Source organism: Halohasta salina (assembly GCF_024178165.1).
Classification (GTDB): domain Archaea; phylum Halobacteriota; class Halobacteria; order Halobacteriales; family Haloferacaceae; genus Halohasta; species Halohasta salina.
Map to the genome: position 1 here is coordinate 41822 of NZ_JAMZIE010000010.1, position 14428 is coordinate 56249.

Consider the following 14428-nt stretch of genomic DNA (forward strand, 5'->3'; position numbering starts at 1 on the left):
TAGGAGCCTTCGGTTGAACAGACAGGACTAGAAGAAATCGTCAAGACCAGCGTTCACAAGATCCTCAGTATCTGTTTCGAGTTCGTTATCTAGCTCTCTGCTATCTGGGACTTCAAATGAAATCCGTGGCTCTGCCTGCTGAACTTCCTCCAACGTCTCTTTAATTTCCGCATGGATCGGTGCTGTCGGATTGGTCCCAGTCAGCGAACACCAAGCTCGCGTGCGAGTCAACGCGACAAATAATTGATTGCGCCGGTGTGCCTCTTCACCACGCCATTCTTCTTCGGTCGTTGAGTCGACACCGAGTACGTATACCGAAGCTGCTTCGTTGCCTTTGGCTCTATTAATTCCTGCAAGCGTAACCATACCCGGTTTTGAGAACACTTTGTTATTGCTTTCCCAGACGGGATTAACCTCAATATCGTCCTGACTTAGATAGTCGCCAAGCGTATCGAGAACATACCTTCTGCTCTTTTTTCTCTCGCGTTTCTGGCCCGAGAGTGGAATGACGAGAATCTGTTCTGGTTCAAGTCCTTCTTCGAAAATATCGACTCGAATCTGTTTAGCGACCCACTGGAGTTCGTCTTCTTTCGAAGCAAACGACCGATGTGTGAGAAGCGACTCCGGATCTAAGACCCCCTGGATTGGGTGTGGGGAATTATCGATTGGACGCGAGAGGACTGCTTCACTACCGATTTTTCGGAAATCACCTTCGATTTCGTACCCTAGATTGTTCCAACCATCTTGTCGGGTGATCGTCTGGACCGGACCCTCATCACGTTTTAATCCCATTCCAAGCACATGCGCAGTCATGATGAGTGATCGTGGTGCTCGGTAGGACTTTCGCATTATGTGCGTCTTTTGTGGTCCGTTCTTGTATGTCCCGCTGAGATCCATAATCGGTTCGCCAGCTTCATCGGTTCCGAACACGTTTTTCGGACTTGGTGCTTCCAAGCTCCTGAGGTCTTGGGCCTCGTCATATGCCCAAATAAGACGATTGGCGTCGGTCAGTGCCTCACGACACATATTCAGAAACTCTGGACCAAAATCCTGTGCCTCGTCAATTAGAATTGCATCCCAGAGCTCTGGGATGTCATCTGCAAGCCGTACTTCAGCGGCAACCGCTTCTTGTTTATCCTCTGCATCAGGGAATGCTTTCTCTGCTTCGGGGTAATTTTTGTAGTTTACTCCCTCTGTTGCGTTTGCTATTCGATAGTAGATTCCGTCACCAGTTTTGTGACCTCCCCACCCATGTATTATGTCAATATCGAAGTTTGATTCGCTAAGAGGTTGTCCGGTGAACCGTTGATAGAACCGCTCGACGAGTTCTGTGATGTGATCATAGAGGCTTTTCGTACTGAAAGTGAGCGCAATACGGGGATACTCGGAGTCGAAAGTCTCCCAATCACCGGGGTCTGCAAGCATTCTAGCAGCCTTCATCGCAATGAGAACTGTTTTTCCAGAGCCTGCAATGCCACGTATTTGCTGCGGGCCGGGTGGTATTTTCAAGCCAATCTTTTGTTGTTCCTCATCAAGTCCCCGAATTCCAGTTGTTACCTTTTCGTAGTACTCAGATCGAGTTTGAGGATTATCGGTAGGCCGACCATGTGTTCCGCTGATCGCCTGACCACAACTGAGAACATCTCTAGCAACGTCGTATTCCGACTCTGTGAGCGATCCGAATTCGGGCAGTGAATCTAATCGATTTCTGAGTGTTACTGGGCCCATCTCATCACCAGTGATGATTCGAGGGGCACTTGGTCCGTTGAATCCTCTTTCTTCCCACTCCGATCGGTCAATATTTGGAAGTACAACGATCGGGTTCATTGCGATACGGCATTGGCCCTTGTCTGAACGCAGTTGTTGTTCTCGCTGAAAGTATGATTGGAGATGGAACCCCTGATTGCGTGCTTGTTCAAGTGGCGTGGCTGTTCTCTGAGTCATGTCTTTCAGATGCCACGTATCACCCTTGATTTGCTCAATGTGGTCAATTGTATATCCCTTACATTCGAGAATTACCAAGCCAATCTGTTGATGAAGAAGTACAAAATCAGGCTTTTGATCGAATCGGTTTCCTCCCTTATTCACAATCGGATACTGGTGATACAAGACACCACGTTCGTCTGTGTCGAAACAGCGTTTTAATCGGTTCCAGACCGTGAGTTCTGCTTCACCGCCAGGATCAGATTCGGAAACAGACGATGCTGAAATATATTCCATATAGAAATTCTATTATCCACCTAATTAATTTTTTATAATACCAGCGAGACACTTTTTAATTGGTTGAAGAGTCTGTAACGTAGACGGGAACTTCCCAGAATATATTATAACCAACAGTCTCGAATATGGGTTAGAGATCTACCGTATGGATGAAATTACCGAAAATCTTTACATATCAAAAGCACTCGCACTCCTCGAACTACCAGCAGATCACGAATTTGATGAGGTTGTCTCTCTTTCCTCTCGAGATCATCTGGGAATCGAATCACCAAAGCCGACGACGACAGGCGACCAATTCGTGTTTCCTGATGGGCCTCACGACTACGAGATATTCGAGGCTGCAGTCGACTATACGATTGAGTGCTTAGATCGAGGTGACAAAACTTTGGTCCACTGCCAAGCTGGAGTCTCACGGAGTGCAGGGGTCTGCACCGCTGCAATCGCTGTCAGACAGGGTCTCGATGCTGACCAAGCGCGTGAAAAAATCAAAGCCTCCCGGCCAGAGATTAATCCAACATCTGAAATCTGGAAAAGTACAGTCCGGTATGTCGACGAGCATACACGCCTTTGTTAGCTAGAGAGGGACCATACCAGATCAGTCTGATACAGTAATACTCGATAGGTGGTATCACTGGCTTCGATACGACTACTCAACGGAAGGCGATCGAAACGATAGTGATAGCGTTATGGTCTTAATTATTGAATAGACATCTCGTATCCAGAAGTCAGAAAGAAGCTGTTAGAACGTATCGTCGATAAGAGAAGTGTGCTTTTTCAACGGCAGTCACAGGCTGAGGCTTCGAGGGCTGGCTTCTTGCATTATGATAAATATGCAACAGTTTGAGTCAGAGGGCACTGTTATCTCAACTGATGGGAGTGGTACACGATTTTAGCCAACGAGGATACTACTTCGAAACGTGATAATAGTCCGTTTTATAAAGAAATTTATACAGTCTCGAATATCTACTATAATAAGATGTCACAAGATAGTGGACTGGATCCGAGTATCGATCCTGCCCTTGAGCGTACTGCGACTGTTCTCGTCGTCGATACGTCTGGCTCAATGGGTGAGGAAGTGTCTCCTGCGGCGGATGAAGAGCCTCGACCACGGATTGAACAAATAAATGAGGGGATGTCGTTCTTCAAAGAAGAAATAATTGAAATGGAAGAGGTCAAGAGAGAAATTGACGTCTCTGTTGTGACCTTTGGCGGTGGGGTGACCGTAGAGCAAGAATTTACACCAATCATTGACTGGGAACCACCAGTGTTGAGTGAATCTGGTCGCACACCGATGGGAGGAGCCATAGAGAAGGCACTCGATCTCGTCGATGATCGGAAAGAAGCCTACAAACAGGAAGGTATTGCATACAAGCGGCCGTTCGTTTGGGTGCTAACCGACGGGAAGCCTACAGATATGAAACCCAACTCTGAGAAATGGGAAAATATCCATGATCGGATTCAGACGGGAGAGAATGGGAAACACTTTGCACTATTCATTATGGCTGTCGGACAAGGGGCAAAAGAAGCAATCAGTCCACTTCATCCAGAGCGCACCCTTGCTCTTGAGGATGGGAAATTTAGGGAGTACTTTGAGTTTCTCTCATCGAGTGTCGAACAGGTATCGTCGACAGAAGATGACGATGACATAGACCTCTCCGAAGAGGCTGGCGAGTTCGAAGAGATATTCCAGTTGTAACCATACTACCTATGGAAGTGTCACCATCGAAATTCAACGAACCAGAGGTGATAGGTGAGAGCGTCCAAGGGCCAGGACATAAAACAAATAATATCGAATGCCAAGATAACTGGTCTGCAAAAGCCGGAGAAAATTATGTTGTAGCCGCTGTCGGAGATGGTCTTGGGACTGCATCACGGTCTGCTGAAGGATCACAACTCGCAACAAAAATAGCGGTCAAAAAATTAACACAGTGGTTGCAATCGGACGAGGTAGATGTGGAAAATGTCTCGCAGTCGGAAGCCAAAGATGCATTTCAGAGTGCAATCATCCACGCTCGAAAGCGTATTGAGACCGTTGCCGCCGAGTTCGATAATGACTTGAACCAATACCACACCACCTTATCGGTAGTCTGTAATACCCCTAACTGGTATGCAGCGATTGCGATTGGTGATAGTGGAGTTGTCGGTATTACTGTAGACGATACATATCGACGTTTAGTAGATCGCGAAGACTCTAGCAGCTCAAGTGCAACAGTTCCACTAACTGGATCGCCAACCTTAGTGAAAGAGAAAAATCGTTTTGATTTCGATCAGACCGGGATGCAAACAGTCGTCTTATTCAGTGATGGATTAGATCGCTTCGCCTGGAGTCTCGAAAACAAATCTGAGCCCCGTCAAGAGTTCTTCGGACGATTACAAGATTTCATAACCCACATTGACTCGTTGTCAAGCGAGAAAGCTAAATCAGACTTCCGCGAGTTCGTTGACAGTGATGAGTTCCATAATTACTCTAGCGATGATAAGACGCTTGTCGTAGCTCACCTACCACAGGCAACGTCTAGAACTACGAGTTCACCGTCGGGAAGAAAAAAATTCTCGGATAGAGAGTTCAAAAATGCCGTTGAGTCAGCTCAACAACCATCAATAACTGAGGTCGGAGAGATTGTAGGCTGTTCCCACACTACTGCAGCGGATCGTCTCCGCCAATTAAAACAGGACGGGGTGCTTTCGAGCCGTGAAGCAGGAAATGAAATCCTTTGGAAAGTCGATCAGTCTGGAGAATAAGGAGCTATGGCCTCTATGCTACTTTTCATGATTAGCGAACAGTTTACACTTGAGTGTGTGGTTGAAAATAATAAATGACTGTCTCGCAAAAGAATCTCACAAAAGTCGCTCAACAGATAATTGAAAAATACAACGTCAGTAAGTATACGTCTGTTGAGCAAATTCGCGAGATGCTAGATCAACTGATCAACGAGTACCAAGTACCTCCGGAGGAGGCGAAAAAATCCGTCATTAGAAAATTAAAGGATAGTGGCATGACTGAGGACACAAACTCTTCTGTGAGCGATAGTAACGGGCAGTCAGTTCCCGATAGTTCAGATTTCGAAAAGGAGTCAGTGACTACTGGTGAGGGAAGAGCACTCACAATCGGGAGCGAACTCGGGGGAGGTAAAGAAGGGACGGTCTATGCCGTACAGAGCGAAAGCGACCTGGCGGTGAAGGTGTTCAAACAAGACCGAATTGAGAATAGCCGGATGAAAAAGAAGATCGAAGTGATGCTGAATAATAGGCCCGTAGACAAGCGTCGAATTGGCCAAAACGATCTGATATTTGCTTGGCCAGTTGACACAGTATATTACGACGACATATTTATAGGTTATTTGATGCCGCGTGTAGAGACTGATAATCGCAGTAATATACGTACCTACATCAGAAAACAATTATCTGCGTCTGGTGATCTCAAGCGAAGAATAAAACTCTCTTACAATCTCGCATCAGCAGTATATTTTGTTCATAGATGTGGGTATGCAGTGGGTGATTTCAATTATGAAAATATTTTTGTCAGTGATGATAAAGATCGAGTCACGTTGATAGATTGTGACTCGTATTCGATTGCAGACGGAAATCAGAGTCAGTTCCACGGGTCGACAATGTATGAAGAGACTGTCCCGCCCGAAAAACGTGAAACGAGTTCTATGCAAGGAGCTCAGATGGCAGACTCGTTCAATCTGGCAGTCTGGTTGTTCCGAATTCTCCACCCCACAGAGCATGCATATTTGAATCCATTCCAGGCCAAGGGAAGTCTTGCAACATCTGGCAAATTGGTCGAGATGATGCGCGAAAATCCATTTCCCTACTGGAATCCTAAAGCAGACTTGATTGAGCCGACGAGCGGGCAATCGACATATACCTCCCTTCCGATCGGATTGCGTGTCCTTTTTGAATCGGCTTTCCTCGGAGGTAAGTACCATCCGTATAAACGGCCCTCGCCTGGTGTATGGCGGGATGTTCTTATAAACTACTATCGCTGGAATGACAAGAGTGGTCTGGAGAAAGGATCCCGAAAAAGAATTGATCAAGACGAGTTATCCACAAATTATACACAGTGTGGCCCAAGCATTGACTTCTCACAGGTCAACAAACTCGGCTGTAACGAATCTTTCGACGAACCATATGAGTCAGCAGAGATTGTCGGGAAAATAAAATCAGTAACTCCATTGCATGAATTCAACCGTGATGAGGCTAATGAGGAAAATGACCGGGAGCAAACTGGGTTCGTGTCAAATGTTGTATTGGAAAATGCAACCGGTCGAAGACGTCTAACTTTCTGGGATAAGCAGGCAGTCGTTGCAGCAAGGTCATTACATCCGGGATTGGTGATCCATGCTACAGGTGAGATACGGCCTGAAGATTACATAGACGAATTTGACCAACAATTGTATGTCGATGAGTTTAGCGCAATGCCTACCTTCGATAACTGTCCATCGATAGAAGAATTATCCGTTGGTGATGATTCGATACATGCCCGTGGTCAGATCGTTGGTATGCGATCGATCAAGCGATTCGACAACAACGGATCAAGCAATGCAGTCTTGAATTTAGTAATAGCAGACGGATCTGGTCATGCCCACGTCACTTTGTGGGGTAAGATGGCCGAGCGGTTGAAATTCGTCCCATCTGGGTTAACGCTCGAAATAATCGATGGGTATGTGAAACAAAAAGATGGTCAGACCACTATCGAGATCTCCGAAGACTGTATCCCTCCGGTGGTGTCTGATCTAAGATTGGATAATACACTCAAACCAACCCCGATTTGTACAATCGAAGACGGTGACGTTGTCGACGTTGGAGGTGTAATAACAGATGTCCAGCAGATCAATGAGTATAGTGGGAATAAAAAACGCGAACTCAAAATCCAAGATGAGACTGATTCAATCACTGTCAACATATGGGGTGATGAACTCGCCACAGAAGAATATAATAAGGGCGACAAAATCTTGGTAACCGGTGTAGAGGGTAATTCGGATTACGGAGATACAAAATTAAATACGCAAGTTAGCTCTGTGGTAGTGTTTTCAGAGTAGTTGGATAGCAAGACCAAGATACACCGCTCAGTGATGCCTCTCGTCCTTACCGAAGTTCTCTCCCACCCAGAATTGACTGGAGCTGTTCTGGTGGATCGAGGCCTCGCCGTTTCCACGTCGCCAACATCGTTGTTATTGTCTCGTGAATCTGGACCCCTTCTACCGAACGGAGGGTCCGAAACATCTTCCGAAGGACTACTTGCTCGCGCAGAGCCCGCTCTGCGCGATTATTCGTCGAGTCAACGTCTGGCTCAGTCACGAACGTAAGCCAGTGACCCAACCCGTTGCTGATCTTCTTGATCAGCTTCTGAACCTCTCGAACCTCGTAATCTTCCCTAATTAGGCCCTCTAAGTGCAAGGACGCTTCCGCCCGCTTCTGCTCGCGGGCGGAAGCGGACGGCTCTCCTTCGACGAACGCCGTTAGATCGTCGTGGAGTGCGTGTAACTCTTCAGATATTCGCTCTGCTTCCTCGTACCGTTCAGCGACGTACTCAGCCTCCCGTAACAGGTGCGCCCAGCACCGCTGAAGTCTCGTGTGATAACTCGAATACGCTGACCAGCCGTCACAACTGAGCGTCGAGTCCTCGGCGAATTCCTCGCCGAGGACGTCTTCTAAGACCTGACTTCCACGGCTCTCATCAACCCAGAACAGCACTTCCTCATCAGTGACAAACGTCCACGCCCAGTGTTGTTCTCCATCAACCGGAAAGCCTGTTTTATCACAGTAGACGACCTCACTCTCCTGAATCTTGTCTTTGACATCCTCGTAAGCGGGTCGCAACCGGTCTGCGACCCGCTTGGTCAAGTTGTAGATCGTCCGGTGAGAGATCGGAAGGTCGAGCTCCCAGTCAAACAGCTCGGCCTGTTTCCGGTTTGGCAGTCGTTGATGGAACCGACCGAGAGCGGTTTGGGCCATGATGTTTGGCCCAAACCGCCCCTTTTCGGGACAGTCAGGATGCTCAGCAACAACCTCGTTTCCACAGGAACAGTGGTGTTTGCCGAGTTTGTACTCGGTAACAGTGGTTGGAACGGGAAGCGGTACGTCGATAATAGTCCGTGAAACGTAGCTATCAGGGCTAGAAAGGATTTGCTCACAGTCTGGACAGAATCCCTGATCGACGAGGATCGTCTCTTCTGGTTCAGGTGCTGTTCGAGTTGTTCCCTCGTGACCTTCGCTGCGTCCAGGCGATGAGTCGCTGGCGGCGTCAGAGTCGCCGCCAGCGTCGTCTTCATTAGGTTCTTCGTCTTCGTCCTCGGTTTGGCCGTCATCGCCTGGTGAGTTAGCTGCACCACCCTGTCTACTGGGTGGTGTGTTTGGATTTTCGTACTGCTTGAGGCGAGCCTCAAGCTGTTCGATCTCTTGTTGTTGTGCGGTAATCTGGCGTCGCAGAAGCCGGTTCTCAAGCTTTTTGACTACGAGCTGCTGACGAAGTAGAGAACTGTCATCGGTGCGGATCACAGAATCTGTCGATTCCGTTGATCCGCGACTCCCTAGCGACACAGTAGTTCAGCACTGGTGAACGATCTATGAGACTGCTACGAAATCGTCTCGGCATGGAACTGCTATCCAACTACGAGATTTCCAAACAATTGATAGAAGATGTGTATCGGATGATAACGAGATATCTCCACCCTGCGGGAGGAGTGTCAGTTATCCCAGCATGTTAAATTTGGATTATATAATTCACACCACCACTTGCAGAGCGAATCAAGTTCCAACCGAAGACAGTCGAAAATATACGGCTCAAACACACTATAATAAATAATTTTAACTCGGTTGGATACAAACAAAATATGGCTGACGAATTAAACAAGCAAGACGATTCCGTTGATACGCCAAGTACGGACGACGCTTTTGAACTCGCTAAAGGCGATCCCAATCTAGATATCGAGCTGCCAGAGGAGAGTCTATTCACCCTTGACAACTATCTGGAGATGTACAACGTCGCGTCAACTAAGCCAGGATTCACTATCTTAACCTTGCTACAAACTGAAGAACACCTCAGTACCAGTGAGCTCTCACAAGCCCTTGATCGTGAGAGCAATAAGTTGCATTACCACCTTAGAAAACTCAAAGATACAGCACTGATACGAAATCGGCGTGATCCCAACACGGGAACGGAAGATGAATATTCATACTATATGTTGACCGACATCGGCCACACTGTCCTTACTCATGGTATCAAAACGGGAGTTGAAAAGTTGGCTGCTGAAGAGCATGAAATACAAGAACAGTATTCCAAATAAATAAGCCAGATTGGCACCCTCTAAGAGGATAAATTGCTATACTTAGAGAGGCTGTTCATCAATCGAAATCAAATCCATTAGATTAGTGTTATATTTTAATTATTTTCAATAACCAATACATACATGATGTCTCTCTGTATCATCTCTGAGAATCAAAAACTTAGTTTTAATTAACGATGGGTGACAACAATATACAACGGCTGTAGATTAATTTCATAAAAACACGTAACTATGTTCGAAACACATACTCGGGGTCAGGTTGGTATTGGAACACTCATTGTGTTCATTGCGATGGTCCTTGTGGCGGCGATTGCAGCAGGTGTACTGATTGATACTGCTGGACTCCTCCAGACACAGGCCGAAGCCACCGGTGAGGAGAGCCAACAACAAGTTACCGACCGACTTCAAATCCAAAGTGCAACCGGTAATGTTACAGAAGAGTTCGGTGAGCCAGTAGTTGATAAAATGAATGTGACTGTTACAAGAGCTCCAGGTGCAGGCGAGATAAACCTTAGAAATGTAACTTACGAATTTGTTACGGACGATACAGTTGAAACAGGTCGACTCGTTGTCGATGATAGTGGCGTCTACCCTATTACGAGTGAGACACAAGATCTCACAATCACTAGCCGATCAGATCGATACAGGATTGAATTCTATATCAACGTTAGTACAAACGATGACGAATTTAATGTTTTTGACAGTGGGTTTAACGGTGGAGACTCGGTAACACTGACACTCACGACGGCATCAGGTGCGTCGACGGTTGAGGAACTACGAGTTCCGGACTCTCTCGTCGAGCGATCGGCGGTATCGCTGTAAGACCACCCAAGAATTCTTTTTATCAATCAAATTGTCATTTAGTGATATAATAAAATCAGCCACCTCATTCAAATAATGGCTTGATTAATCTACAATTTGCGATACGTGCGGTCGCAGTCTTGCAGACACGCCTCATCTGAGTCGACAAGACAGCCTATCAACTTCCGTGTAGATCTTAACCTACAACGCTGGAATCTTCACACCTTCTGTTGGTTAAGTGGTCTCGGCGGTGTTGGAAGTGAGAGAGACGATTGAGAAGAGAATGGTTCTCCGTAGCTGCTACCTGCCCCCGGCATCCAAGAGATAGTAGCCCAGAATAATCTAATCGCCCGCTTAAGTGGCTGGGAGAAGTATCCCATACCAACCTTCAGAAATGCCACCAGAAGGCCACCCATCGCTCCCAGGATGGATCGAAAATACGTACTTCCCTCTTGAGCGGTATCTCTGCAACCAGTCGGATCAAGACTCCGTTACACATCAACAGGCTACTGACCTCATCGCTGAGGCCAATCCAGGTCTTAAAGATGCCGATATCGACCACGCCCTAAGTTATCTACTTGACCACGGCTGGCTCTACGAAGTCGACGGGCAGCTGTTCGTCACTGAATTTCACGAGTCAGAATCGGAGTAACCGAACCAGGTGGCATAGGGTATAGAAGGTCCTGTTCGAATACGGAGCGCTGTGTCTCCTAGGAAGATTACTGCTCGATGTTCTAATTTGAAGCCGCGGAGTCGGCTCTACCGAGATGTTCCATCACGTGTCCAAACGCAACTGTCTCTCAGACCGTTTCGATTTGAATCCGAACCCACTGTCCTTTCTCGGTCTCGGGGACGATTACAACGAATCCACGCTCTACACGAGCGAGACCATCCCCTTGATCTCCTAACTCCGAGATCTCGACAATCCGAGTTTCGCCTGTGCTTACGGGTGGCCGATTGGCCTTCGATTGCTGATCGTCGGTCTCGCTCGATTCAGAGGGATCTGGCTGTGACTGTGAAGGCTTCTCAGAGGTCCTGAGGATTGCAACTCGGTAATCTTCTGCAGGGTCAACGTAGCCGATATCAACTTCCTGTTTGGGGATTTCAAGAACGTACGATTGGTCATGGTCTTCGATTTCAGCAGTAAACAGACAGGTGAGTTCTTCAGAGATATCCATTGAGAGTTCGTAGGAACCACTGCGATAACGAGGAACTTGAGACTGTCGAGAAGATCAATCCCCAACTCAACTCACGACATATTCAGCTACCGACTGCTGTTCACACATAGGACAGACTGTTGTTCCCGGCTCCACCGTCGATCCACATCTCCGACACTCAGCGTAGGTCTGATCTCCGCGACCTCCAAACAAAGTGTTGAGCTGTGGTAACCTCATATCTCTCTATGAAACAACCACACATCATAAAGGTTCATGACTGTTCGCGCTACTGTCATCCGTTACGTAGTCCAAGCACTAGGTGAATCACGAAAGATACACCGCAAAATCCGTGAGACCTACACAATCTCAGTGTAGGTCACGGCCCTATCGGTAGGTGGGTCCCCGCTGACGCTCCGGCCCTCCAAAGCGGAGCGCAACTGGAGATATTCACTCCAACAATAATAATGTTTGGCAACATTACACAAGAAGACAACAGGATACAGCCAGCACTAGCGTTTTGCCCCCCGAAGCTAACGTATTCATATGCCGTTCTCAGGTATTTGGCACACAATTCTCGACGAACTCGACGAGGTACCACCTGATGGGACCTTCCGGACGCCGCTCTCTGACAAACCGTTCCGTCTCGAGGACGTACAGGAACACCGTGTCCTGATCGGTTATCGTGAGCAGGAGACGACTATCCCACTCAAACGTGAGCAGTTCGAAACTCTCTACGAACGCGTCTCTGATACGCCACAGCCCTTTGATCTCGATCGACTCCCTGCTGATGCCGAACCATACGCGACTATTTTTTCTGTGCATCCACGCTTCGAGATCGACCAGCGCGAGGGTGTCCTCAAAAACACTGATTCTCCCGCATCCTCTTCGCTTGTCGACGCTTCGCTCTCTGTCGAAAGCCCAGATCAAACTGAACCAACTCGCGAAGAACCCGATCTCCCACTCTACTCGGATTCGTTGCTCCTGATCGATGCCCTCGAACGCTACGATCCGACTGACCTCGAAACGATGGAGACTGCTGAGCTCGTCAATCTCTATACCCTCTGTTCGGATGTCCAGCGCAATGCCAACGATCTCCGTCAGAATGTGCGCTCGCTTCTCTTAGATCGCCTCCACCACGACCAGCCTGTCCACGGCCAGTACGGCTCCGTCCAGCGCACCAGTCGACGTAATCGAAGCCTCAAAGACGACGAGACTGTCCTCGACAAACTCGAAGCCCAGGGCATCGACCGCGAACGTGTCACCACTGTCGACACCTCGAAAGTCGACGAAGCACTCGAAGTCACCGACCTTTCAGAGTCTGATCTCTACGAGATCGATGAAAGCCAGTACGTTCGCAAGGCTGATGTCGACGAGGAGGTCAAAGAATCTCGCCTCCAAGGCCTCAAAGATCAGCTTGCAGCTGTCGACGAACCACAGACAGAGGAACTTCAGCGTGAGATCGAGGACCTCGAAGCGCGGATCGATGAACTCACGAGTTTCAGCTCCGCAACTGAATTTGAGTAGCAGTTATACGTCACGAACGGTACGACATGCGATACAGCAACTCGAAGATGACGGTGTCGTTGAATCCGAGATCACACACGTAGATTCCGGTACCACATTGACACGGTGTTTCATTTGACACAAGGGGTGCTTTTCGAATCTCACGCGCTGTCTCCGGTATATTGTAGTTTCAGATCCGCACCCTCATCGGAGTTCCAGTCCCGACTCCTAGCGAATTTATTCGACATTCATGCCAAAATTGACACGATTCCAAAAGAAATATACTGCAAACATGAGCGTGATTAGGTATGCTTTCAGGAACGCTCTTGTGGCGGAGATTGTTGGTGAGTCATAGTGCAGCGTCGAGAATGGTTTTCAGAGCTTCTTTTCCTGGTTTTCGATAGACGCGACGACGAAGCTGAAACGCTCTGAGGTACGGCGTGAGTTTGTCCTTGGAGACACCTCGATGGGGCGAGAGCCAGGATCGCACCAGCGATCCGTGGCTCTCGCAGGTGTTCACGTGAACGTCTCCATCAACGTACTCGCCGTCACCATGGACGACGTATTCACGAGTGAATGCGTCGTCCTCCTCAAGCGGTTCATACGCCCGAAAGCCGTCAGTATAGACAGTCAGCGACTCCTGTTGGCTGTCAGCCAGCAGGAGTCGAATCGTCGATTCATTGGCGGCTTTCGCTGGGATCACGTACCGCTCACCGGTGCTGCGATCAGCCAAAATAAACACAGGTGGCTTGTCCTTTTCATATGTTCCACGTCCACGTGTAGAGAGGCCACGCGAGCGCGACGGCTGGTCGCGCTCGCGGCCTTTGAGTCCTCCTGCTTTCACGTACAGCTCGTCGATCTCAACGGGTCCTTCGAGATGTGGCAGAGGCGCGTCCAGCGCCCGCAGGAAGCGCTGGACGCGCCGATAGATTGTCTTGTAGGAAACGTCGATCTCCACGTCAAGCTGTCTGAGACTCGTGTTGAAGCGGATATAGGTGTAGACAGCGAGGAACCACTTCTTCAGAGCAATCGATGAGTGGTCAAAAACGGTGGCTGTCTGATCGTTGAACGTCCGGTCGCAATTTTTACACAGGTATCGCTGAAACACTCGATAGCTGCCGTACCGAATCACGGATTCGGCACGGCAGCGTGGGCAATAGACGCCGTCACGCCAGCGAACCTGTCGCAGCAGGTTTGCGGCTCGACGCTCCGAGACAAACGTCTTGATTGGGAACATCGTTTGTCGGGTGACACGAACGTGTCACCCTTGCCCACTGTGACTTCCAGCTACTGCTGAGAACTGACCAACAATCCTCTACCCAAGAGCGAACGTCGTTGTTCCACGCTTGGCCAGTGAGGAGTAGAGAGCTGCTGTTTCGTCTTCATCGCCGTAGTAGGGATCGAGGTGGAGGTCGGCGACGACCTCCACCGGTCGATCAGGAAGCGTATCGACAG

General features: G+C 48.4%; 11 protein-coding genes and 1 pseudogene. 7 read left to right on the top strand and 5 right to left on the bottom strand.

The features are described from left to right. Positions 1-27: 27 nt before the first annotated feature. Positions 28-2220: a DEAD/DEAH box helicase gene (locus NKJ34_RS14660; protein WP_253739058.1), complete on the bottom strand. Its 2193-nt coding sequence runs from the start codon at positions 2218-2220 to the stop codon at positions 28-30. A gap of 145 nt (positions 2221-2365) precedes the next feature. Here NKJ34_RS14660 and NKJ34_RS14665 point away from each other — a divergent pair, with 145 nt between their 5' ends. The 4 genes from NKJ34_RS14665 (at position 2366) to NKJ34_RS14680 (ending at position 7265) form a co-directional block, all read left to right on the top strand. Further along, entirely contained in the window at positions 2366-2794 is a 429-nt protein-coding gene (locus NKJ34_RS14665) for a dual specificity protein phosphatase family protein (RefSeq protein WP_253739059.1), read from the top strand. A gap of 402 nt (positions 2795-3196) precedes the next feature. Then, positions 3197-3916: a vWA domain-containing protein gene (locus NKJ34_RS14670; RefSeq protein WP_253739060.1), complete on the top strand. Its 720-nt coding sequence runs from the start codon at positions 3197-3199 to the stop codon at positions 3914-3916. Between the two features lie 11 nt (positions 3917-3927). Then, a complete protein-coding gene (locus tag NKJ34_RS14675) occupies positions 3928-4962 on the top strand; it encodes a protein phosphatase 2C domain-containing protein (RefSeq protein WP_253739061.1) in 1035 nt (344 codons plus the stop codon). 74 nt (positions 4963-5036) lie between these two features. After that, positions 5037-7265, top strand: coding sequence for a hypothetical protein (locus tag NKJ34_RS14680; protein WP_253739062.1), 2229 nt, complete (start codon positions 5037-5039; stop codon positions 7263-7265). Between the two features lie 46 nt (positions 7266-7311). Here NKJ34_RS14680 and tnpC read toward each other — a convergent pair whose 3' ends face one another. After that, a complete protein-coding gene (tnpC, locus tag NKJ34_RS14685) occupies positions 7312-8766 on the bottom strand; it encodes an IS66 family transposase (protein WP_253739063.1) in 1455 nt (484 codons plus the stop codon). A 293-nt stretch (positions 8767-9059) separates the two neighbouring features. Here tnpC and NKJ34_RS14690 point away from each other — a divergent pair, with 293 nt between their 5' ends. Both NKJ34_RS14690 and NKJ34_RS14695 read left to right on the top strand, forming a co-directional pair. Beyond that, a complete protein-coding gene (locus NKJ34_RS14690; protein ID WP_253739064.1) occupies positions 9060-9512 on the top strand; it encodes a winged helix-turn-helix domain-containing protein in 453 nt (150 codons plus the stop codon). A gap of 231 nt (positions 9513-9743) precedes the next feature. Next, positions 9744-10334: an archaellin/type IV pilin N-terminal domain-containing protein gene (locus NKJ34_RS14695; protein ID WP_253739065.1), complete on the top strand. Its 591-nt coding sequence runs from the start codon at positions 9744-9746 to the stop codon at positions 10332-10334. Positions 10335-11113: 779 nt separating this feature from the next. Here the strand turns inward: NKJ34_RS14695 and NKJ34_RS14700 are convergent. Continuing rightward, positions 11114-11491, bottom strand: a complete 378-nt coding sequence (locus tag NKJ34_RS14700; protein ID WP_253739066.1) for a TRAM domain-containing protein — start codon at positions 11489-11491, stop codon at positions 11114-11116. Positions 11492-12013: 522 nt separating this feature from the next. On the opposite strand from NKJ34_RS14700, the gene NKJ34_RS14705 reads away from it, so the two are divergent. Then, positions 12014-12994 (top strand): DUF7983 family protein, encoded by a 981-nt coding sequence (locus NKJ34_RS14705; RefSeq protein ID WP_253739067.1) that lies wholly within the window; start codon positions 12014-12016, stop codon positions 12992-12994. 328 nt (positions 12995-13322) lie between these two features. On the opposite strand, the gene NKJ34_RS14710 is transcribed toward NKJ34_RS14705, so the two are convergent. Together NKJ34_RS14710 and NKJ34_RS14715 are read right to left on the bottom strand one after the other, a co-directional pair. Beyond that, entirely contained in the window at positions 13323-14210 is an 888-nt protein-coding gene (locus tag NKJ34_RS14710) for an IS1595 family transposase (RefSeq protein WP_253739068.1), read from the bottom strand. A gap of 90 nt (positions 14211-14300) precedes the next feature. After that, a pseudogene (locus NKJ34_RS14715) lies at positions 14301-14428 on the bottom strand (ISH3 family transposase); the annotation flags it as partial.

Coding starts and splice junctions, on each gene's coding strand:
- NKJ34_RS14660 (WP_253739058.1), bottom strand. CDS start 2,220: ATGGAATATATTTCAGCATCGTCTGTTTCCGAATCTGATCCTGGCGGT.
- NKJ34_RS14665 (WP_253739059.1), top strand. CDS start 2,366: ATGGATGAAATTACCGAAAATCTTTACATATCAAAAGCACTCGCACTC.
- NKJ34_RS14670 (WP_253739060.1), top strand. CDS start 3,197: ATGTCACAAGATAGTGGACTGGATCCGAGTATCGATCCTGCCCTTGAG.
- NKJ34_RS14675 (WP_253739061.1), top strand. CDS start 3,928: ATGGAAGTGTCACCATCGAAATTCAACGAACCAGAGGTGATAGGTGAG.
- NKJ34_RS14680 (WP_253739062.1), top strand. CDS start 5,037: ATGACTGTCTCGCAAAAGAATCTCACAAAAGTCGCTCAACAGATAATT.
- NKJ34_RS14690 (WP_253739064.1), top strand. CDS start 9,060: ATGGCTGACGAATTAAACAAGCAAGACGATTCCGTTGATACGCCAAGT.
- NKJ34_RS14695 (WP_253739065.1), top strand. CDS start 9,744: ATGTTCGAAACACATACTCGGGGTCAGGTTGGTATTGGAACACTCATT.
- NKJ34_RS14700 (WP_253739066.1), bottom strand. CDS start 11,491: ATGGATATCTCTGAAGAACTCACCTGTCTGTTTACTGCTGAAATCGAA.
- NKJ34_RS14705 (WP_253739067.1), top strand. CDS start 12,014: ATGCCGTTCTCAGGTATTTGGCACACAATTCTCGACGAACTCGACGAG.
- NKJ34_RS14710 (WP_253739068.1), bottom strand. CDS start 14,210: ATGTTCCCAATCAAGACGTTTGTCTCGGAGCGTCGAGCCGCAAACCTG.